Here is a 20,074-nt window from a genome sequence, read left to right as displayed (position 1 = left end):
TATGGAAAACTCCTTATTCATCATTTTTGTGAAAACATTCACATTACCTTTATTATAATTCATAATCTTGATAATTTCTAAAAATAAAACTGATGATTCTATGACAATTCTATACCATCGTCTCCCTTTCTAGTCTACCTCATACCCCACGCACTACTTGCAATATGTGGATGATTTAAAGAAAAAAGACGTCCGTTTTTAGGTCGGCACGTCTGAAAATTTGTATAACCCCCCACCATGTTTTCAAAATTATTGATAAGGAATATCCTACTAAGACCTCCTACAAATCATCTAGAAATCTTTGAATATCTTGCTTCGATTTTAATTGAATGACTCGTTTTTCTTGCCCGACCTTTTGAAAATTGCGGAACCGTTCCTGCATTTTCTTTTTCCGTTTCTTATATGTTGTGAGAATAAATTTGATAAAATCCCAATCCAACTTCTCTTCGCACCCTTTTCCCATATCAGGGCGGCTCTTTTCCCCTCGATATTCCCACCTGCGCTTTATCACCCGGAAGAGACAAACAAGGAGAGGAAGTTCTAAATATATGATAGTGTCCGCTGCAGCCGCTCGTATATCATAAGTATTACTATAATTCCCCTCGATAATCCATGCGTCATTTCCGACAACCTCCTCTTGCCGTGACCTGAAGTCCTCAATGGTCGCTTCATTCCAACCAGGCTCCCAATAAAAGCGATCCAGATGATAGACGTCTATCCCCAGTTTCCTTCCTAGTTGATGGGCAAACGTCGATTTACCTACGCCCGATGACACGCCGAGTACCATAACCCTCTTCATCCCATCTCTCCTCACGATTTCCCTATGGAAAAACCTTCAAACAAACGACCGCCATAGGGAGCAAGCACCTCATCAATGACCCTGATGACATTTCCCTTCTCTCCCTGTTTATATAACTCATCGAAACTTCCAATCAACTGATCCGCCAATACCCTGTCATAGTTCCTTAAAGCACGAGCAGCCCATTTGGATGAGCCGATCCACTGACGGTTTACCCGCAAATAAAACTCGCTCACTTGTTCTGCTAGTTTTCCAGCAATGAAAATCTCTTCTCCTCTGTCCGTGCATCCAATCAAGTCTTCGATAGCGTCGGTTAAAAAATAACGTTTCTCATCAATCGTTGATTTTGACCATGGTAATGGCCCCTCATCCAGTAAATATTCCGCTTCCTCTTTTATTGTCCGCAGCCTGGAGTCATTTTTCACTATCTTCCCTTCCACCACCATGCGTGGCATTGATGGTATTCCGCGCAGACAGTCTCTTCGGAAGAACTCCAGATAAGAAGTCCAATTATGTACAAAAACTTCGACCGGCCAACCACTCGCGAAAAATGATTCCCGATAGGAGGAGGACACTTTTTCGTCGAAAATGACTATGTCCAAGTCTGATGTAGTGGTTGCTTCTTCTCTGACACCACTTCCCGCTAATAGCGCAGCATCACAAGAAGAATAGTATTGCTGAATGACTCTTCCTGCCGTCATCATCATTTCTTTCATTCTCCCACCCCTTTTTCCAATTTCTGTATGACCTGGTACGGTATTATTTAGGAGATTGCATGGCATAGGTGTAAGCAAGACATTGGAAACCGTTCTTTTCTAAGATCGGGCGGCTCATGGGCCGAGCATCGACGGTGAGAAAAATGTACCCTTTCTCTGCTGCTTTCTTTGCTCTGGCTGCTATTAGATCCTTATAAAGCCCTCTCCCGCGGTACGATGGTCTTGTGGCCCCACCCCATAAGGAGGCAAAAGATGTGCCTTCTTCGAGATACATCCATGCACCACTGATCAATTCTTCTCCATCATAGATTCCATATAGATAAAGGTGATCTGGATGTGCCTGTTTATCTCTCCAGAGCCTTTTTCCAAGTGCAGAATGGTCTTCTCCCCAAATATCATCCATGAGACTGATAATATCGGAAACGCCATGTTCATCATCTACTTCAACTAACTGTTCCTGTTCCTCCATATATAATAAGGATGCAGCATTTCGGACATCCAAAACGAGCAACGCTTCCTCCTCTTCTTCCTCAAATCCTTCATCGAGAAGAATGGACTTTAGATTACTTGGTGAGTCATAGCTGAACAATTTCCATTCAAATGGTTGCTTCAACTGTTTGAAATACTCCTTCTCCTCCTGTATGACCGCTTGAGCATTTGCCTCATTCAAATTTGATGCGAGAATAAAACCTCCATCATTGTATTCTGAGACATGGCGGACGACATAAGGAGTCTCCTCCCTTCGGAAACCTGTCGTTACAGCGTTGACCCTAAGATCCTCATGGTACTTTTTTTAATAGCTCACTATTCATTCCCCGACCTCCCTTTCTCCTCATTTCCCCCGCTGATCAAATCTTCCAGAAGTGATACCTTTCAGTTCATTGTACCATCCTTTTTTCTCATTCCAGGAGAGGAAAGAGACTTAACTAAGATGGAAAGTGCCCTACCGCATCAGTATTAACTCCCTGCACATAAAAAAAAGCACCGACAGTAAACAGGTGTCGATGCTCTAGCTAATTCAAGACAAGTTCTCGCTCCAATCAATGGTCGCTTCTCCTTCAAGAAAACGTTCCGTATCCATGGCTGCCATACATCCTGTCCCTGCTGCTGTAATGGCTTGACGATATTTCTGATCCTGGACATCCCCACAAGCGAAGATACCTGGAATGTTAGTGTTTGTTGTACCAGGCTCAACGAGTATATACCCTTTGTCATCCATATCGAGCTTCCCATTAACAAAGTCTGTGTTCGGGTTATGCCCGATGGCAACAAAGATCCCGTCGGTTTCAATGATTTCTTCCTCACCAGAATCATTATCACGTACTTTGATCCCACTGATTTTCATGCCATCGGAAACCATTTCTACAGGAGTTTTATTAAGCGCCCATGTCACTTTATCGTTATCTTTTGCTCGGGATTGCATGATTTTAGAAGCACGGAGTTCATGACGGCGGTGGATGATCTGTACTTCACTTGCGAACTTCGTCAGAAATGTCGCTTCTTCCATCGCAGAGTCTCCCCCTCCGATTATTACGACCTTTTTGTTACGGAAAAAGAATCCGTCACATGTCGCACAAGTACTGACTCCCTTACCGATGTTTTCTTTTTCACCAGGGATGCCCAGCAATTTGGCAGACGCCCCTGTGGAAATAATCAACGCTTCTGTTTCCAATTCACCTAACCCATCCACGTGAAGTTTGAATGGACGATCTTCCACTTCTACATCTGTTACCCAACCGCGTTTGAAGGTGGCGCCGAAACGCTCCGCTTGTTTTTTCATATTATCCATAAGCTCTGGCCCCATAATACCGTCTGGGAACCCTGGGAAATTTTCAACGTCCGTCGTAAGGGTCAGCTGCCCGCCTGGTTCTGGACCCTCAATAACAAGCGGTTCCATGTCAGCTCTTGCTAAGTAGACAGCTGCAGTCAAACCTGCAGGACCTGTGCCTAAAATAATGGATTTGTAAGCCATAAATACTCCTCCTTTGTAAAAGCATCCTCATTAAAGGTATAACCTTATATGGCCAAAGTCATGCTTATATCACTATATTCGGTCCTGTTCCTTTTGTTTTCACTTACCTTCTTCAGCAAACGTTTGGATGCGTGCTTCAATTTCATCCCGTACACGCTGGAAGAAAGCCCATTTTTCTTCTTCTGTACCTTCTGCTTTTGCAGGATCATCGAACCCCCAGTGAAAACGAGTCACTTGCGGAGGGGTCATCGGGCATTTATCATTTGCATCCCCACATAGAGTAATGGCGAATTCAGCGTTGTTAAGAATAGCAGGATCAATGATGTCAGATGTTTGATCCGTGATATCTACATCCACTTCCTTCATCGCTTTTACCGCATTCGGGTTCAAGCCGTGCGCTTCAATTCCTGCTGATTTAACCTCATATTTGTCACTTAAATATTTCTTACCGAATCCTTCTGCCATCTGGCTGCGACATGAGTTTCCTGTACATAGAAAGTAAATAACTGGTTTGTTAGACATGTTTCATTTCTCCTTTAGCTAGTAAAATTAGATAATTAATAACCATATATATAGTCCGACAAGTGTAATGAATAGGGTCGGTACTGTTAAGATAACCCCTACTTTAAAGTAATACCCCCATGAGATACGGAAACCTTTCATCGATAGTACATGAAGCCACAGCAAGGTCGCCAATGAACCAATCGGTGTGATCTTCGGCCCAAGGTCAGAGCCGATGACGTTCGCATAAATGAGCGCTTCTCTCATCGTTCCAGTTGTATTCGTATCAGCAATCGCAAGCGCGTCAATCATCACGGTTGGCATATTGTTCATGATGGAGGAAAGAATCGCAGCAATGAATCCCATAGAAACGGTGGCAACGAACAAGCCTTGATCAGCCGTGTACTGTATGACGTTTGCAAGTATGTCAGTCAGACCTACATTTCTCAGCCCATAAACAACGACATACATACCGACAGAGAAGAAGACAATGGCCCATGGTGCACCTTTGATCACGTCTGCCGTCTTGACCGCGGGACTTCTTCGCGCCATTAATAAAAAGAAGATAGCAATAATTCCTGCGATGATCGACACCGGAATATCCAGAGGCTCACTTGCGAAATACCCGACTAAAAGAACAGCAAGGACGCCCCACGACATACGGAACATTTTACGATCCTGAATCGCTTCTTTAGGCTTTTTCAATTGAGCTAAGTCATAATTTTCAGGAATGCTCTTCCGGAAAAACAGGAACAGTACAAGAATACTTGCCGCTAATGAGAATAAGTTCGGCACAATCATCCGTGTGGCATATTCGACAAACCCTATGTCAAAAAAGTCTGCAGACACAATGTTCACAAGGTTACTGACGATAAGCGGCAATGAGGTCGTGTCTGCAATGAATCCACTGGCCATGATGAACGGAAGAATCATCGCCTCTTTAAAGTTCAAATTACGAACCATCGCAAGGACAATGGGTGTCAGTATCAATGCTGCCCCGTCATTTGCAAATAAGGCAGCAACCACAGCCCCGAGCAAGGTCACATAAATAAACATCCGCTTCCCATCACCCTTCGCTACACGAGCCATATGCAGGGCTGCCCATTCGAAGAACCCGATTTCATCGAGTATCAGTGAAATGATGATGATCGCCACAAATGCCAATGTCGCATTCCAAACAATATCTGTAACCGCAAGCACGTCCTGGAAGTCAACAACACCGAATAATAGAGCAAGAATCGCCCCGCCACAAGCAGACCAGCCAATCCCTAAATTTTTCGGTTGCCATATGACGAAAACTAAAGTAAGTACAAAAATAATCGTAGCAATGATAGCTAAACTCAAAACAATCCCCCTACCTATCGCATTGGATGCGTAATCCCGCTTCTTCCAATGCTTTCAGTTTCTCTTTCTGGTTTGGAATCTGCTCCAAAACCTGCTGTATGATTGGGTACGTGTCATGAGATGTGTTCAAAGAGTAAAAAATCCATTGCCCCTTTCTTTGTTCTTTTACAAGACCAGCATCCCTAAGTTTCCTCAAATGCTGACTAATGGAGGGCTGGCTCATTTGCAGGACCTCTACAAACTCACAAACACAACACTCATGATTTTTCACCAATCCAAGAATGGTAAGCCGCGTTTTATCACCTAAAAGCTTCAACGTCTGAGCGGCTTTTTCCAAATCCACTTTTGTCTCTTCCATAGGAATCACCCACCTCTTCATCATAATATAAGCATATACTTATATATGCAAGAAAAAAAATGACTCTTCCTTGTGAAAGAGTCATTTTTCCTTCATTTTTAAGAAACTTGTTTACAGGCTTCTGCACATTCGTAACAAGCTTTCGCGCAATCCTGGCAATGCTGATGATCATGCTTATTGCACTCATCTCCACAAGCCTGACAAATCTTAGCACAAGCAGCAGCCAACTCAGAAATGAATGGGGAGTTTCTGGAGATCGCTTGTTCTAAGTATCCGCAAATATCTGCACATTCACGATCCAAGCGAATACATTCTGCCATCTTTTGAATGTCATCTTCTTTTAAGCAGGCATCATAACAATGGTTACACGCTTCCATACATTCATGAAGCTTCTCAATAAGGTCTTGATATTTTTCGTGTGCCATCAAAACTCCTCCTTTTTTAGTTGTTTATCTCTTATACCGATAAGTTAAACCTCTTAAACGAAACTATATTTCTTTTCCTTACAAGTGCTCTTCGGTCTCGTAGCTTTAAACCATTGGAGACATAAGAAAAAGATAATCAAGGCATCGATTGCATCGCCCCCATAATACATCAACATAGCTCCTTGCTCTGCTTGCGGAACTGGAATCCCTGCAGGCGGGTAGGCATAAATGTGTTTAGAAAGAATCCCATGACCAGCGAGAGCGCATATTAATACGATCGCCCGAAATAAATAGGATTCACGATGTGGAGTTGGGTCGACGTAAATCATGGAGACAGTAAAGAAATAACCAGCTAAAAAAACATGAGCATGAACAACTACATACAGAATCATATGTTCATGCATCAAAGAGTAAAGATTTGTCCGGTATAAAATAGCAAGCCCCCCTATGTTAAGGGCTGTAGCAACTACGGGATGTGTCACAAACTGAGAATACCGGCTTCTTAACAGTCGTGATAGGGTCCGTGCATGCTCCACCTTCCACGTACTTAATACTAATGTCATAGGAGCTGCTAGCACTAACAGCAATGGAGCAAGCATCCCTAGTAGCAAATGGCTGACCATATGCATTCTAAAATCATGATGAGCTAGCTCCGCTACAGGCCCCGCTACCGATCCGATCGCTAGAATACAACCACCGATCCATGACACTGTTCTAAAGAGAGGCCAAGTTTGTTGGTCCTTTCTTTTTGTAAGGATAAGAAGGTATATAATAAGGCCAAGCACGAAAGGGGCAGCTAATAATAGTTGTAAATATCCGCCATCCATTACAGTCTCATGGTTGTGTACACTCAAAAACTTCATGCTTCTTTCCCTCTGCGCCAAAGCAGTAATAGACCTATCGCAATCATTACAACCGCAGCAATATTCCAAACCAAATCATAAACAATGACATTTTCAACATAGCGGATTTGGTGTATTCTCAATAACTTATGTTGAATGATTCCATCATATAATTGAAAAAAACCTGCCCCTAACAGAACTCCTCCCCACCATTTCTTTAACGACAACCCCCTTTTCCTGCGTAAGTCTGCGAATAAAAATAACCCCCCTATGGTTGCGAACCAGCTGAAGGCATGGAAAAAACCATCAGAAATCAGACCGACATCTGTAGTAGATTGATCATAAAAATGATGCCACCTTAGCAATTGGTGAAACACTGTCTCATCAATAAAAGCTGCAAGACCGATTCCAAACAAAAGCCCGGACCACTTATTTCTTTTTACAAGGGCAGAAGATGCATGGTTAGAGTTAGACCCCATCCTTTATTCCTCTCCTTTTTCGTTTTTTACAATTCTTCCCTTGAATAAAGAATATAAACGGACCCTTCTTTCTTAAGAGGCAGCCTCCCTAGAAATTGAGCCTATCTTCCTTCCACCATAATTCCCACAAAAACCTCTCCATCTCCACTTTTGAATCCATTTCCTTTAATAATATTTATCTGCAATTGGCGAATGTCAAAATCCCGGGGCGAATATCTATACGGGTAGTTTTGCTAATCATATAATGACTAAGAACAAGTTTGATACTTGGAGGAATCAAAATGTATAGAAACAATCCTGCACGTAGACCGGGATTTTGTATCTTCCCCGGTTATAAATATTGCGGTCCTGGATGCAGTGGTCCCGGTGAGCCTGTCAATGCTGTAGATGCCGCTTGTAAAGCTCACGATGAGTGTTATCGCTATTACAGAGACTATTGTGCTTGTGACCACGCCTTCATCAATAAGCTGGAGAGATTGCAAAACCCCTATACAATGGAAGGGCGCCATGCAAGGATGTTGTACAAATATATGAAATTCCAACGTTTTTTCACCTGCTCATTCTAACAAGAAGGTCATGTAATGATAGACCTTCTTTTTCACTTATTTTCCCCGATTACATACATGAATGTTCTATAATTGAATAATAAGGAAAAGAGGCACTTTTCAAATGAGGTACATGTGCTTATAATAGTCAACAGCACGCTTTTTTTTGCATGCTTTGCCAACATGAGAGGATGTATAACTATAAAATGAAATTTGAAGAAAGGTTCGATTGGCAGCTCTTTTTTATTATTTGTTGTTTCATAGCCGTCAGTTCGGTCGCTCTTTACAGTGCACAGCAAAGCACTCAATATAACGATAACTTTGTACTTAAGCAACTCGTCTGGTATGGGGTGGGAGGCGTAGTCATAGGATTCATGATGTTTGTGGATCCAGAAGATTTCAAAAAAATCAGCTGGTATCTTTATGGATTCGGGATCCTTCTATTGGTAGGGCTTATAATTGCTCCGTCATCTATTGCTCCTGTCATCAAAGGGCAAAAAAGTTGGTTCGCCCTTCCTGGCTTATCCCTTCAACCATCGGAATTAGTAAAGATATTTACAATCCTCGTACTCGGAAGGATTGCAGTGAATCACAACGATAAACATAGATCATCCTTCAAGATGGACTTGCTACTGCTTCTGAAACTAGGGGCGGCCACAGGTGTACCACTGCTTTTGATCATGCAACAACCAGACCTCGGAACTGGACTTGTATTTATCGCCATTCTTGGTGGGTTTATTCTCGTTTCAGGCATTCAATGGCGAATCATTTTGCCGATTATCGGAATCATTTCCGCTTTAGGAACAGCTGTAATCTGGTTGGCCATTCGTGCCCCAGAACTACTGGATCGGTACTTAGGAGTAAAAGAATATCAACTTGGTCGAATCTACTCCTGGTTCCAGCCGACGAAGTATGAAGATTCGTCTGGATATCACCTCGTTAAAGCGATGAGGGCGATTGGATCAGGCCAACTCTACGGGAAAGGATTCGGAGAACGAGAGGTGTACTTACCCGAAGCCCAGACAGACTTCATCTTCAGTATTATTGCTGAGGAATATGGATTCCTTGGTTCTTGTGTTGTCATTTTCCTATTCTTCTTTTTGATCTATCGCTTTACGACTATTGCTTTCAAAGCCAATAGTAATTACAGTTCTTATGTAATGGTAGGGATCATCAGTATGATTGCCTTCCACGTCTTTCAAAATATCGGAATGTCTGTGCAGCTACTTCCAATCACAGGAATTCCGCTTCCCTTCATCAGTTATGGAGGAAGTGCATTAATCGGAAACCTCATGGCTTTAGGAATAGCCTTTTCCATCTCCTATCATCATAAGACATATATGTTCGGCGAATAGAAAAAGAATGCAAAAGAGGGACGTCCATGGTGGCGTTCCTTTTTACATTCTTTTAATTAATGATCCGGTATTCGATACTATCCTGCAGCCCCCAAAGGTTAAGGGAGAAACTATTAACCGGAGGATATTCTTTCATCTATAATTTATTTGAGCATTTCTTTCAAGAGCTTTTTAGTAAAAAACGCGTTCATTTTCAGGAGAAATCAAAAGAATATCGTAGATTCTATAAATAATCTCCAATCTGCCATCTGAGACAGGAGTGGCCAATAGATTCTTCCTTTTATTAATTTTTTGATATCAGCTATCCTTACTTGTTTATCTAAAGGTCCCATAGCCATATAGGTATAAAAATAGTAATTAAAATAGTTCCCCATATGATCATAAGAAACCACATGTCTTTCTTAGAAAGAAAATAATAGAAAACCCCCTTTTAAACGATCGTGCCTGTTAGTTGAAAAAAGGTATGTTGATATTTTCTATATGAATAGACTATGGTTACTAATTAAAAGGCTGACACCCGCTATTAGGTGTCAGCCTTTCTTTGTTTATTCTACAGTTACACTTTTAGCCAAGTTTCGTGGTTTATCTACATCACAATCGCGATGTAGAGCGGCATAGTAAGAAATCAGCTGCAATGGAATCACAGACACAAGTGGTGTCATAAGTTCGTGTACGTGAGGAATGACGAATGCATCGCCATCTTTATCTAAGCCCTTCATACTGATGATCATACTGTTCGCTCCACGCGCTTCTACTTCCTGTACATTACCACGGATAGAATAGTTGACGTTCTCCTGTGTCGCTAGCGCAATAACAGGAGTTCCATCTTCGATCAATGCAATAGTACCATGCTTCAATTCTCCGCCGGCGAAGCCTTCTGCCTGGATGTAGGAGATCTCTTTCAACTTGAGAGCACCTTCTAATCCAACATAAAAGTCAATGCCACGGCCGATGAAGAAACAGTTCCGTGTTGTAGGCAGATACTCACGAGCGAGTTCTTCCAATTGTTCTTTCTGATCTGTTAGAGCTTCCATCGCTGTCGCAACGATCCCTAATTCTTGCATAGGGTCAAAATCAAGCTCGATTCCTTTAGCACGCGCCGTATCTACAGCAAGAATCGCAAGAACCGCCATTTGAGCTGTATAAGCTTTTGTGGATGCTACCGCAATCTCTGGTCCCGCATGCAAGTGCATCGTATAGTCAGCTTCCCGGGAGAGGGTGGAACCAGGTACGTTTGTAATCGTCAATGCTGGGTGACCAAGTTCTTTTGTTTGAACAAGAACAGATCGGCTGTCTGCTGTTTCACCACTTTGAGAAAGATAGACGAACAACGGCTTCTCAGAAAGCAATGGCATATTGTAAGAAAACTCACTAGCAACATGAACTTCAACAGGGATGTTCGCCAATTTTTCGATAAATTGCTTCCCAAGCAATCCTGCGTGGTAGCTTGTTCCCGCCGCAATGATATAAATACGGTCACAGACTTTCATTGCTTCACGGATTTCAGGCTCTAATTTAATATCATCATTCTCATTTTGATACTCTTGAATAATTTTACGAATAACAAACGGTTGCTCATCGATTTCTTTCAACATGAAATGTGGGTATGTGCCCTTTTCAATGTCTGTTGTGTCCAGTTCTGCTTTGAATGGCTCACGTTCAACAGTGGTACCGTCTAACTTCTGAATTTCAACGCCATCACGACGTACGATCACTGTTTCCTTATCCATCAGCTCAAGAAACTGATCCGTTACGTGAAGAGCAGCCATTGAATCACTTGCCACAACATTAAAATCATCGCCAAGCCCTACAAGTAGAGGGCTTTTGTTTTTTGCAACATAGATTGTATCTTCATTTTCCTTGTCGATCAACGCAATGGCATAAGAACCAGTCAGAAGCTCGACAGCCTTCCGAAAAGCAGCTGCCACATCATTCATTTCGTTGTTCAATACTTCCATAAGTTGAACGATGATTTCTGTATCTGTCTCACTCTTGAATTCCACACCGTTCAAGTATTCATCACGAACATCCACATAGTTCTCGATGACACCGTTATGAACAATCGTAAAGCGACCGGAAGTACTTTGGTGAGGGTGCGCATTCTCTTCACTAGGCGCCCCGTGAGTAGCCCAGCGCGTATGTCCAATACCCAATGTCGCTTTTACGTTTTCATCGACAGCTTTTCTTAACGTTGCTATGCGTCCCTTTACTTTTGTCACTTCGACGCCTGCATTATTGAGGGTGGCAATACCTGCTGAGTCATATCCACGATACTCAAGCTTTTGTAAGCCATCCAATAAAATATCCTTCGTATCATCCTGTCCAATATATCCTACAATTCCACACATATTTGTTGGCCTCCTAAAAAATGAAGAGAAGGGCAACGAATAATCTAATGGGGCTAATCGTCGCCCCTCTCCCGTTCTTTTTCTTTGATCACTTTGTCCAGGATGTATTGTTCAAAGAGTCGCCTCTTCGGTTTACATCTGGACGTACGGTTGAAGTGTTGCAACCGGGAGGCATCCGCCGAAACCTCGATGAACCTCCACCTCGTCAACTGTGCTGAATATGTCCGTTTCACACAGTCCTGGCGCTTTATAATTACAAGTGACCTCCACCCTCCTTAGCTATCTCTGAATCAAGTCCTTTTTCTCTCATTTCCTGATGCCTGTTTTGCTAAACATCATTTCGACAAATTTTTCAAGGACATTATTATTTTACCTACCCCTCATTACGGGGTCAATGAAAATTATAACTGTTATATAAATGTAAGGACTCTGTAATAGGATATGCGCAGGTCTGCACCCTGTGCGACCTGCGCCCCGTTCCTTCTTTTATTCTTCTAAACCAAGCTCTTCTTCAACGACTTGGACGACTTTATCGCAATATTCTTCACACTGTTCCTCCGTAGGTGCTTCAACCATAATTCGGACTAACGGTTCCGTACCTGATGGACGAACTAGAACACGTCCACGGTCACCCATTTCTTCTTCGACCGCTTGAATTGCTTCCTGAATACGTGGGTGAGTCTGCACTCTATTTTTATCAATGACACGGACATTCTTCAGTACTTGTGGGAATTTCTCCATTTCTCCCGCCAGTTCTGATAACGGCTTTCCTGTCTCTTTCATGACATTTACGAGTTGCAGTGCTGATAACATGCCATCCCCTGTCGTATTATGATCAAGGAAAATGATGTGACCAGACTGTTCCCCGCCAAGGTTAAAACCACCACGGCGCATTTCTTCCATGACATAACGATCCCCAACAGCTGTCTTATCACTTTTCATCCCATTCGCTTCGACAGCTTTGTAGAAACCAAGGTTACTCATGACTGTAGATACAACTGTAGAGTGATTCAATGTACCATTCTCATTCATATGCTTTGCACATATGTACATGATTTTATCTCCATCTACGATCTTCCCTTTTTCATCTACAGCAATTAAGCGATCACCATCTCCATCAAACGCCAGGCCGACATCCGCTCTCTTTTCTTTTACAAGGTCTTGTAAAGATTCAGGATGTGTCGAACCCACGCCATCGTTAATATTCAACCCATCCGGTGATGAACCGATGGAAGAAATATCTGCTTCAAGGTCTGCAAACAAATGGGAAGCCAAGGAAGAGGTTGCCCCATGTGCACAATCGAGAGCAATGTGAAGGCCATCAAAGTCATAATCGACCGTTTGCTTCAAGTGTTGCAAGTACTTTTGTCCGCCTTCGAAATAATCATTAATTTGACCAAGGTCAGAACCTGAAGGACGCGGTAGGTCGTCCTGTTCTGCATCAATCAAAGCTTCAATTTCCTCTTCTTGAGAGTCTGATAATTTAAAACCATCGGGGCCGAAAAACTTTATACCGTTATCTTCGACAGGGTTATGAGAAGCAGAAATCATAATGCCCGCTTCTGCCTGCATCGCTTTGGTCAAAAAGGCGACGCCTGGTGTTGAAATAACTCCGAGACGCATAACTTCTGCACCGATAGATAGCAAACCAGCAGCTAGAGCTCCTTCTAACATTTCACCAGAGATTCTAGTGTCCCGGCCTATCAATACTTTCGGTCGTTCTACACCTTTAGTGACCACATAGCCTCCGTAACGCCCTAATTTGAATGCAAGTTCTGGTGTTAGTTCTTTATTGGCAACACCACGTACACCATCTGTACCGAAATATTTACCCATAATCATTCTACCTCTCTTTCTATTCTTTCCGTTATTTATTAATTACGATGTTTTATTACGGTTGGCTCGCTTATGGCCCTTCTCCGTCTTCTGATTCCTCATCCACGACATCTACTTGCACATCAATCGTTTCTGGGTCGGCGGACGTTACGCCTTCAGGGAGCGGGATTTCCACTTCCAGGGTCTCATCTTCTGTCACTTCTGTCACATCCACCGGTACTTCCGAAATTTCATCGATATTATCGAGGACATCTTGAGGTCCGCTAAGTGTTACTTCTTCTGTTTCTGTGGAGACAGAGTCGATGAGTGCCCCTTCTGTATTCCCTCCGCGGGGCACAACACTAATAGGGACATCTTTGGTTCTTCTAGAAACCGGAACCGTCACTTCGACTGCCGTCGGATCGACAAGGACATTCAGTTCGTTCCCCTGATTATCATATACCTTCACAGGAGCTTCTTGTTCCTCAATGGTTTCTGTCGTCCCCCCAACATCAATGATGGCCCTAACAGAGGCGACTTTCTGTACGACGGAGGAAGCGCCTGTTATGGATACTTCAGAAGGGCTGACTTCAGGATCTCCAAGCTCTAACGTACTATCAAGGTTGCGTTCATTAATATAATCAATACTCACTTCATAATCTTGAGTGACTTTTTCCTCAATCGTCACTTCAATAATCTTAGGATCAAGCGTAACGGAAAGCTGATTAGAAATCCCTGAGTGTTGTAAAGAAACTTCATGTGTCCCCGGGCCTAAACCGTTCAGATCGACAAAAACGGTAAAGTTCTTCTGCCTTGCTACAGGAGCAACAGCGCCAGCCGGCCCCTCAACAGATACGGAAACCTCTTGAGGAATCCCACTTACCACATATTCTTCACTATCAAATCGGATTTCAAGCGGAATATTCTCCATCCTTTCCATATCGGACGAAGATTGATTGAAGAAAATGGAATCAGAATCCATATTGTCATCAACATTGACGGTTACCCAGAGCAACCCCGCAAGCATGAGAGAAATAATCCGGATAAACCAGACACTTTTGAACCAATTATCCATTCTTTTTCCCCCTCCAGTTCCAGCTTTTTACCGCAGGGGCGGAGTAATCCAACTCCGTACGTAAGATCTCTTCCAGTTTCACTTGGTCAAGATCACGATGGAGTTCGCCGTTTTTAGTACAGGAAATTGCTCCAGTCTCTTCCGATACTACAATGGTTAAAGCATCTGTTACTTCACTGATGCCCATCGCCGCCCGGTGTCTAGTACCAAGTTCCTTAGAAATGAAAGGACTCTCAGACAAAGGTAAATAACAGGCTGCAGCTACAATTTCATCATTTTTAAGTATAACCGCCCCATCATGGAGTGGTGTATTAGGTATAAATATGTTCGTGAGAAGTTCGCTGGACAAATGTCCTCCGACTCGAATGCCCGTTTCCACATAGTCACCCATACCAGTATCGCGTTCAATCGTGATCAAAGCTCCGATCCTACGTTTCGCCATATAGTTACAAGACTTAATAATGGCTTGCAAAGTCTTCTCGGTATCTTCTTCCTCTGAGGTGTTCCTGCCGAAGAAGCTTCCACGACCAAGCTGTTCCAAAGCTCTTCTCAGCTCCGGCTGGAACAAAATGATAATGGCGAGAAAACCCCACGTAATCGCTTGTGACATCAGCCACCTTAATGTGGTCAGTCCAAATAAATTACTCAATAACCATATACCCAGAATGACAAAAATCCCTTTCAGAAGTTGAACGGCCTTCGTCCCCTGGATCAGCATGATTAATTTATATACAACAAACCAGACAAGGGCGATATCCACAGTAATCAAAAAGTAATCTAAAACATCCAATCCCCCATCAAGCATGCCTACACTTCCTTTTAATATAAAATAAATCTCAGACATTGTTCCCGCTTATAATCGTTTTTACACAACTATGTAGTCTATTGGCATTTTTCAGTACTACAAACGATAAAATTAAAGAGGGGCAATTAAAAAAATTCACATTTACCATTATATCACATAACCGTTTCCTAATATATGAGAACATTTAGTCAGACAAACAATGTAATCTCTAGAAATCAGTTTCGAGACATTTGCTTGGGAAGATGGTAGTCAGGAAAACACCTCATCCCCCCGCCCTAAATCTCCATCACATATCGGAATGGAATCTTCAGGGTAACTGCCATATTCTTAGGTGAATATCTTATGGAACAAGTAAAAAAAGCAGAGGAACTGGAATGTTCCCCTGCCTGTTATTCGTCAGATTCGAAAGAGAATATTTCTTTCACGGTGTTTTTAGTGTGATACCATATCCACTCATAAACTTGGTTCACTTCTGTCAATTCTCCTGAATAGGCACGGAGGTTGTTACGATCTAATTGATCATTTGTACCCCCTTGAGGATTTTCACCAATAATATCACCATTGATGATGGTAATATCCCCGTCCACTTTCCCATGGATCCTCAAGTCACCATTCCTTACGACAAGATCTCCCTGAACCGTAACCCCTTCAGGTACGATGACCGTATGATCCCTTATCTCCAAGTTTTCTTGTTTTGAAACAGTTACCTGTTGATCTTGGTTCCATGCTGTGAATATACCGCTGAACATCAAAATGAAGAAGATGGCAGCTGCCGTTAAAATCGGATGCCGCTGGAGTTGCCGCAAATAGTTTTTCCGTTTCTTCTCTTTTGGTAAATTCGCCATTACATTCGCTGTAAATCTCGGTGGTGCTGATACTGATGTTGTATTTTTAATCAAAGTGGTTGTTCTCTTCAATTCATGAAAATGTTCCTGACAGGATGGACACGTTTGCAAATGGTCTCTCAGTCGTCTCTCGTCATCTTTATATAATTCCCCATCCAAATATTGATGCATGAGTGCAATTGCCTCTTTATTGCAATTCATTCCCTCTCAACTCCTTCACACATGTCGAAGCCTCTTACGTAATGCCTCTCTCCCCCGGTGAACCCTCGTCTTAACTGTCCCTACAGGAATATCCAGAACTTCTGCAATCTCCTGAAGAGCTAACTCGTCTAAGTAGCGAAGAACAATAACACTGCGATACTTAGGGGGAAGAGCCAAGATTTCTTTATGAATATACGTTTGAAGCTCAAGGCTTTCCACTTCCTCCTCAGGCAAAGCTTGATCAGCAGCCAGCTGCGAATACATATCCAGACCTTCCGTCCCTCTCACCTCAGCATCCAAATGGTAATCAGGCTTCTTCTTTCGTATACGGTCAATGGACAAGTTGGTAGCAATGCGGTAAAGCCATGTCGAGAACTTACGCTTTTCGTCAAAAGTATGGAGGTTCGTATATGCCCGGATAAAAGCCTCTTGAGCCAAATCCTCGGCTTCATAGGAGTTACCGACCATACGGAGGCAAATATGATAGACTTTGTTTTGATAAAAAGATACAATGTCCTCAAATGCCGATTGATCTCCCTTTTTGACCTCTTTAATTTTTTGTTTAATCATGGTTTCCATTCGCTATACCTCCGCTATACGTGCGGTCGATATCCTTTACGGATGACCTCGCCCGAAAGTTTCAAAAAAATATCTTTTTTTCACTAATATAAGTTTAACTTTTTTTAGTATCGGTTATAAAGCTGTAAATGTAAAAAATTTCATAGGAGGAAGTATTATTATGAAGCGAGTCACTGCTTTGACGGAAGAAATCGAAGCTTGTCGTGTAGAAATGACACGTTTAGCCAGCATCCATAAGCTGAGTTCACCAGAAGTTGTGCGGATCAGTGTCAAACTAGATCGTTTATTGAATGAATACGAGACCTTAAAATATAAAAAACAGCAACCTGCCCTTCAAAAGGCAAGTTACTGTTAATACTTCGCCATTTTATTTCAAACTTTCCCCAAATAGAGAGCCCATCAACCCTACCGCTACGCTAGCGGTTTTATTTTTTTCATCTAAAATCGGATTCACTTCGACAAACTCAGCAGAAGTGATCATACCTGACTGGTGAAGCATTTCCATAGCCAAGTGACTTTCACGGTAACTTAATCCTCCAATGACCGGTGTACCTACTCCCGGTGCATCACTAGGGTCCAAACCATCAAGATCAAGGCTCAAGTGTACCCCATCTGTACGTTCCTTCAAATAATCTATCGCTTCCTCTATCACTTGTGTCATACCCATACGATCCACTTCGTGCATCGTATAGACTTTGATTCCTCTTTCTTTAATAAGGACCCGCTCTCCCTCATCCAAGGAACGAGCTCCGATAATCACCACATTTTCCGGTTTTATTTTCGGTTCGTAATCATGAATACCAGTCAGTTTTTCATGGCCAATACCCAAACTTACTGCTAGTGGCATGCCATGGATGTTACCAGATGGAGAACTGTCTGCGGTATTAAGATCTCCATGAGCATCGTACCAAATGACTCCAAGGTTATCATAATGTTTCGCTACCCCAGCTAGAGTTCCCATAGCGATACTGTGATCTCCCCCCAGAACTAAAGGGAAACGTTTATTTTCTATTACTTGATCTACCGACTTTGCAAGACGACTGCTTCCTTCTGCTATTTCATTTAAATTTCGTAAGTTATCCTGTCTATTATCTGCATTAGGTTCCGGACGAGGAATATCAATGTCTCCTAGATCTTCAATCTCATATTTCAACTGTTCCAGACGTTCAACCATCCCCGCATAACGGATTGCGCTCGGCCCCATATCTACACCACGGCGCATTTGCCCAAGGTCCATAGGTACACCGATTACTGAAAGCTGTTTATTCATTAAAGTTCCTCCTTTATCTTCTACTATAATTGTATCCGTTTTTGGGAAGATGACTCAACTGGACACCTTTGTGTATATATATACGACTAGCAGTATGAAAACGTATGTAATCATGCATTTTTACAAGTTACTTCGCTCTTTTTACATATAATGGATATAGTTTTCCGTCATACTTTCTCTATCGAAAATCATAGGGTTTTATCCTTCCCCACCAGTTGATTCCTTATTCAATAAAAGCTCCTTTATCTTGAAGACTCAGTTTCGAGACATATGAAGAGTGCGAATGGGGTCTTGGAAGCAACTCGCTTTCCTGCAGCCCCTAAAGCACTTCCATTATCTCGAAATCGAGTCTTCCAGAATACTGCCATATAAGTGAAGAATAATTTAATACAAAAAACCTGACATCAATCAGATGTCAGGTTGAGTAGTGGAGCCTAGCGGGATCGAACCGCTGACCTCCTGCGTGCAAAGCAGGCGCTCTCCCAGCTGAGCTAAGGCCCCATATGGAGCGGGAGACGGGATTCGAACCCGCGACCCCCACCTTGGCAAGGTGGTGTTCTACCACTGAACTACTCCCGCATATAAAATTATGAAAGATGAGCCATGAAGGATTCGAACCTTCGACCCTCTGATTAAAAGTCAGATGCTCTACCAGCTGAGCTAATGGCTCATAATTTTATCTTCCCAGTATAACATCTTTATAAAAAATGGCTGGGCCAGCTGGATTCGAACCAGCGCATGACGGTACCAAAAACCGTTGCCTTACCGCTTGGCTATGGCCCAACAATTACAAAAATAGTATTTACCATATAAAGATTATTATACAATAACCTTGTTTAATTTCATAAAAAATAGCTGATCGATAATGTCAGCCATTATAATCATTTAAAATGGTGGAGGGAGTAGGACTCGAACCTACGAACCCGATGGGAGCGGATTTACAGTCCGCCGCGTTTGGCCAACTTCGCTATCCCTCCACTGAATTAAACAAGTGGTGCCGGCCAGAGGACTTGAACCCCCAACCTACTGATTACAAATCAGTTGCTCTACCAGTTGAGCTAGGCCGGCAATTTATAAGATTTAATGGTGGAGGATGCAGGGTTCGAACCTGCGACCCCTTGCTTGTAAGGCAAGTGCTCTCCCAGCTGAGCTAATCCTCCGAAAAGTGGTGACCCGTACGGGATTCGAACCCGTGTTACCGCCGTGAAAGGGCGGTGTCTTAACCACTTGACCAACGGGCCTTGGGTATATCGGTTTTCTCAGAGCTTCCAGCCGGATTTGAACCGGCGACCCCTTCCTTACCATGGAAGTGCTCTACCACTGAGCTATGGAAGCAAGTGGCTCCAACGGTAGGATTCGAACCTACGACCGATCGGTTAACAGCCGATTGCTCTACCACTGAGCTACGTTGGAATAATATTAGTCTCCTAAAGCATTAATAAGGAAAGAGAAACAATGTGGCGGCGTCCTACTCTCACGGGGGTAAACCCGACTACCATCGGCGCTGAAGAGCTTAACTGCTGTGTTCGGCATGGGAACAGGTGTGACCTCTTCGCCTTCACCACCACATCATTATAAAGTTTGAGGTGAACCCTCAAAACTGGATAAGGAAACATTCTATGATGAAAAAGTAACTATCTTTTCACGAAAGCTATCTATAGGATAGATAAGTCATCGATCCATTAGTATCCGTCAGCTCCACGTGTCACCACGCTTCCACCTCGGACCTATCAACCTCATCGTCTCTGAGGGATCTTATTTGCTTAAAGCAAAGGGAAATCTCATCTCAAGGGGGGCTTC

At 42.8% G+C, this 20,074-nt stretch carries 21 protein-coding genes, 10 tRNA genes and 2 rRNA genes; 3 read left to right on the top strand and 30 right to left on the bottom strand.

Annotated elements, in window-relative coordinates; genetic code table 11:
* Positions 1-280: 280 nt before the first annotated feature.
* From BMZ58_RS18410 to BMZ58_RS18365, 10 genes are all read right to left on the bottom strand, one after another.
* Positions 281-799, bottom strand: a complete 519-nt coding sequence (locus tag BMZ58_RS18410) for a P-loop NTPase family protein (RefSeq protein WP_075038005.1) — start codon at positions 797-799, stop codon at positions 281-283.
* Positions 800-810: 11 nt separating this feature from the next.
* Positions 811-1,506, bottom strand: coding sequence for a nucleotidyltransferase domain-containing protein (locus BMZ58_RS18405; protein ID WP_425268674.1), 696 nt, complete (start codon positions 1,504-1,506; stop codon positions 811-813).
* Between the two features lie 52 nt (positions 1,507-1,558).
* Positions 1,559-2,185 (bottom strand): GNAT family N-acetyltransferase, encoded by a 627-nt coding sequence (locus BMZ58_RS18400; RefSeq protein ID WP_244151660.1) that lies wholly within the window; start codon positions 2,183-2,185, stop codon positions 1,559-1,561.
* Between the two features lie 348 nt (positions 2,186-2,533).
* Positions 2,534-3,487: a thioredoxin-disulfide reductase gene (gene trxB, locus BMZ58_RS18395; RefSeq protein WP_075038003.1), complete on the bottom strand. Its 954-nt coding sequence runs from the start codon at positions 3,485-3,487 to the stop codon at positions 2,534-2,536.
* 99 nt (positions 3,488-3,586) lie between these two features.
* Complete coding sequence (gene arsC / locus BMZ58_RS18390) at positions 3,587-4,009, bottom strand: arsenate reductase (thioredoxin) (RefSeq protein WP_075038002.1); 423 nt, start codon at positions 4,007-4,009, stop codon at positions 3,587-3,589.
* Between the two features lie 27 nt (positions 4,010-4,036).
* Positions 4,037-5,332: an arsenic transporter gene (locus BMZ58_RS18385; protein ID WP_075038001.1), complete on the bottom strand. Its 1,296-nt coding sequence runs from the start codon at positions 5,330-5,332 to the stop codon at positions 4,037-4,039.
* 10 nt (positions 5,333-5,342) lie between these two features.
* Positions 5,343-5,690 (bottom strand): ArsR/SmtB family transcription factor, encoded by a 348-nt coding sequence (locus BMZ58_RS18380; protein WP_075038000.1) that lies wholly within the window; start codon positions 5,688-5,690, stop codon positions 5,343-5,345.
* A 98-nt stretch (positions 5,691-5,788) separates the two neighbouring features.
* A complete protein-coding gene (locus tag BMZ58_RS18375) occupies positions 5,789-6,115 on the bottom strand; it encodes a four-helix bundle copper-binding protein (protein ID WP_075037999.1) in 327 nt (108 codons plus the stop codon).
* Between the two features lie 53 nt (positions 6,116-6,168).
* A complete protein-coding gene (locus BMZ58_RS18370) occupies positions 6,169-6,978 on the bottom strand; it encodes a cytochrome c oxidase assembly protein (protein WP_075037998.1) in 810 nt (269 codons plus the stop codon).
* Positions 6,975-7,436, bottom strand: a complete 462-nt coding sequence (locus BMZ58_RS18365; protein WP_075037997.1) for a DUF2243 domain-containing protein — start codon at positions 7,434-7,436, stop codon at positions 6,975-6,977. The genes BMZ58_RS18370 and BMZ58_RS18365 overlap by 4 nt, the downstream gene beginning before the upstream one ends.
* Positions 7,437-7,717: 281 nt before the next feature.
* Between BMZ58_RS18365 and BMZ58_RS18360 the strand changes: the two genes are divergently transcribed.
* Complete coding sequence (locus BMZ58_RS18360; protein ID WP_075037996.1) at positions 7,718-8,002, top strand: phospholipase; 285 nt, start codon at positions 7,718-7,720, stop codon at positions 8,000-8,002.
* Positions 8,003-8,187: 185 nt separating this feature from the next.
* Positions 8,188-9,336: an FtsW/RodA/SpoVE family cell cycle protein gene (locus tag BMZ58_RS18355; RefSeq protein WP_075037995.1), complete on the top strand. Its 1,149-nt coding sequence runs from the start codon at positions 8,188-8,190 to the stop codon at positions 9,334-9,336.
* A gap of 545 nt (positions 9,337-9,881) precedes the next feature.
* On the opposite strand, the gene glmS is transcribed toward BMZ58_RS18355, so the two are convergent.
* The 7 genes from glmS to sigW form a co-directional block, all read right to left on the bottom strand.
* Entirely contained in the window at positions 9,882-11,684 is a 1,803-nt protein-coding gene (gene glmS, locus BMZ58_RS18345; protein ID WP_075037993.1) for a glutamine--fructose-6-phosphate transaminase (isomerizing), read from the bottom strand.
* A gap of 53 nt (positions 11,685-11,737) precedes the next feature.
* Positions 11,738-11,917 carry a hypothetical protein gene (locus BMZ58_RS21260; RefSeq protein ID WP_167360116.1) on the bottom strand — a complete coding sequence of 60 codons (180 nt, stop codon included), beginning with the start codon at positions 11,915-11,917 and terminating at the stop codon, positions 11,738-11,740.
* A 253-nt stretch (positions 11,918-12,170) separates the two neighbouring features.
* Positions 12,171-13,520, bottom strand: coding sequence for a phosphoglucosamine mutase (glmM, locus tag BMZ58_RS18340; RefSeq protein WP_075038071.1), 1,350 nt, complete (start codon positions 13,518-13,520; stop codon positions 12,171-12,173).
* Between the two features lie 70 nt (positions 13,521-13,590).
* Complete coding sequence (locus BMZ58_RS18335; protein WP_075037992.1) at positions 13,591-14,574, bottom strand: CdaR family protein; 984 nt, start codon at positions 14,572-14,574, stop codon at positions 13,591-13,593.
* Positions 14,567-15,379: a diadenylate cyclase CdaA gene (gene cdaA / locus BMZ58_RS18330; RefSeq protein WP_083412899.1), complete on the bottom strand. Its 813-nt coding sequence runs from the start codon at positions 15,377-15,379 to the stop codon at positions 14,567-14,569. Before cdaA ends, BMZ58_RS18335 begins: the two co-directional genes overlap by 8 nt.
* Before the next feature lie 389 nt (positions 15,380-15,768).
* Entirely contained in the window at positions 15,769-16,425 is a 657-nt protein-coding gene (locus BMZ58_RS18325; RefSeq protein ID WP_075037990.1) for an anti-sigma factor family protein, read from the bottom strand.
* A gap of 15 nt (positions 16,426-16,440) precedes the next feature.
* Positions 16,441-17,004: an RNA polymerase sigma factor SigW gene (sigW, locus tag BMZ58_RS18320; protein WP_075037989.1), complete on the bottom strand. Its 564-nt coding sequence runs from the start codon at positions 17,002-17,004 to the stop codon at positions 16,441-16,443.
* A 160-nt stretch (positions 17,005-17,164) separates the two neighbouring features.
* Between sigW and BMZ58_RS18315 the strand changes: the two genes are divergently transcribed.
* Positions 17,165-17,359: an aspartyl-phosphate phosphatase Spo0E family protein gene (locus BMZ58_RS18315; protein ID WP_075037988.1), complete on the top strand. Its 195-nt coding sequence runs from the start codon at positions 17,165-17,167 to the stop codon at positions 17,357-17,359.
* Between the two features lie 12 nt (positions 17,360-17,371).
* Here BMZ58_RS18315 and rocF read toward each other — a convergent pair whose 3' ends face one another.
* From rocF to BMZ58_RS18250, 13 genes are all read right to left on the bottom strand, one after another.
* Positions 17,372-18,274 (bottom strand): arginase, encoded by a 903-nt coding sequence (rocF, locus tag BMZ58_RS18310; protein ID WP_075037987.1) that lies wholly within the window; start codon positions 18,272-18,274, stop codon positions 17,372-17,374.
* Positions 18,275-18,702: 428 nt separating this feature from the next.
* Positions 18,703-18,775: transfer RNA gene (locus BMZ58_RS18305), tRNA-Ala, on the bottom strand.
* Positions 18,776-18,778: 3 nt separating this feature from the next.
* A tRNA-Gly gene (locus BMZ58_RS18300) sits at positions 18,779-18,853 on the bottom strand.
* Positions 18,854-18,871: 18 nt separating this feature from the next.
* Positions 18,872-18,944: transfer RNA gene (locus tag BMZ58_RS18295), tRNA-Lys, on the bottom strand.
* A 38-nt stretch (positions 18,945-18,982) separates the two neighbouring features.
* Positions 18,983-19,057 (bottom strand) — tRNA-Gln (locus tag BMZ58_RS18290).
* 108 nt (positions 19,058-19,165) lie between these two features.
* Positions 19,166-19,251 (bottom strand) — tRNA-Tyr (locus tag BMZ58_RS18285).
* A gap of 15 nt (positions 19,252-19,266) precedes the next feature.
* Positions 19,267-19,342, bottom strand: a tRNA-Thr gene (locus BMZ58_RS18280).
* Between the two features lie 16 nt (positions 19,343-19,358).
* A tRNA-Val gene (locus BMZ58_RS18275) sits at positions 19,359-19,434 on the bottom strand.
* A 6-nt stretch (positions 19,435-19,440) separates the two neighbouring features.
* Positions 19,441-19,515, bottom strand: a tRNA-Glu gene (locus BMZ58_RS18270).
* 22 nt (positions 19,516-19,537) lie between these two features.
* Positions 19,538-19,609 (bottom strand) — tRNA-Thr (locus tag BMZ58_RS18265).
* A gap of 3 nt (positions 19,610-19,612) precedes the next feature.
* Positions 19,613-19,687, bottom strand: a tRNA-Asn gene (locus BMZ58_RS18260).
* A 42-nt stretch (positions 19,688-19,729) separates the two neighbouring features.
* Positions 19,730-19,843 (bottom strand): 5S ribosomal RNA (gene rrf, locus BMZ58_RS18255).
* A 93-nt stretch (positions 19,844-19,936) separates the two neighbouring features.
* Positions 19,937-20,074, bottom strand: a 23S ribosomal RNA gene (locus tag BMZ58_RS18250); the annotation flags it as partial.

Origin of the sequence: Halobacillus dabanensis (genome assembly GCF_900114165.1) — a bacterium.
In the GTDB taxonomy this organism is placed as follows: Bacteria; Bacillota; Bacilli; order Bacillales; family Halobacillaceae; genus Halobacillus; species Halobacillus dabanensis.
The sequence above is the reverse complement of the archived record's forward strand: the minus strand, read 5'-3'. Positions and strand labels throughout refer to the sequence as shown.

Coding starts and splice junctions, on each gene's coding strand:
- rocF (WP_075037987.1), bottom strand. CDS start 18,274: ATGAATAAACAGCTTTCAGTAATCGGTGTACCTATGGACCTTGGGCAA.
- BMZ58_RS18325 (WP_075037990.1), bottom strand. CDS start 16,425: ATGAATTGCAATAAAGAGGCAATTGCACTCATGCATCAATATTTGGAT.
- BMZ58_RS18375 (WP_075037999.1), bottom strand. CDS start 6,115: ATGGCACACGAAAAATATCAAGACCTTATTGAGAAGCTTCATGAATGT.
- BMZ58_RS18355 (WP_075037995.1), top strand. CDS start 8,188: ATGAAATTTGAAGAAAGGTTCGATTGGCAGCTCTTTTTTATTATTTGT.
- BMZ58_RS18370 (WP_075037998.1), bottom strand. CDS start 6,978: ATGAAGTTTTTGAGTGTACACAACCATGAGACTGTAATGGATGGCGGA.
- glmS (WP_075037993.1), bottom strand. CDS start 11,684: ATGTGTGGAATTGTAGGATATATTGGACAGGATGATACGAAGGATATT.
- BMZ58_RS18360 (WP_075037996.1), top strand. CDS start 7,718: ATGTATAGAAACAATCCTGCACGTAGACCGGGATTTTGTATCTTCCCC.
- sigW (WP_075037989.1), bottom strand. CDS start 17,004: ATGGAAACCATGATTAAACAAAAAATTAAAGAGGTCAAAAAGGGAGAT.
- BMZ58_RS18380 (WP_075038000.1), bottom strand. CDS start 5,690: ATGGAAGAGACAAAAGTGGATTTGGAAAAAGCCGCTCAGACGTTGAAG.
- BMZ58_RS18405 (WP_425268674.1), bottom strand. CDS start 1,506: ATGATGATGACGGCAGGAAGAGTCATTCAGCAATACTATTCTTCTTGT.
- cdaA (WP_083412899.1), bottom strand. CDS start 15,379: ATGCTTGATGGGGGATTGGATGTTTTAGATTACTTTTTGATTACTGTG.
- trxB (WP_075038003.1), bottom strand. CDS start 3,487: ATGGCTTACAAATCCATTATTTTAGGCACAGGTCCTGCAGGTTTGACT.
- arsC (WP_075038002.1), bottom strand. CDS start 4,009: ATGTCTAACAAACCAGTTATTTACTTTCTATGTACAGGAAACTCATGT.
- glmM (WP_075038071.1), bottom strand. CDS start 13,520: ATGGGTAAATATTTCGGTACAGATGGTGTACGTGGTGTTGCCAATAAA.
- BMZ58_RS18365 (WP_075037997.1), bottom strand. CDS start 7,436: ATGGGGTCTAACTCTAACCATGCATCTTCTGCCCTTGTAAAAAGAAAT.
- BMZ58_RS18335 (WP_075037992.1), bottom strand. CDS start 14,574: ATGGATAATTGGTTCAAAAGTGTCTGGTTTATCCGGATTATTTCTCTC.
- BMZ58_RS18410 (WP_075038005.1), bottom strand. CDS start 799: ATGAAGAGGGTTATGGTACTCGGCGTGTCATCGGGCGTAGGTAAATCG.
- BMZ58_RS18315 (WP_075037988.1), top strand. CDS start 17,165: ATGAAGCGAGTCACTGCTTTGACGGAAGAAATCGAAGCTTGTCGTGTA.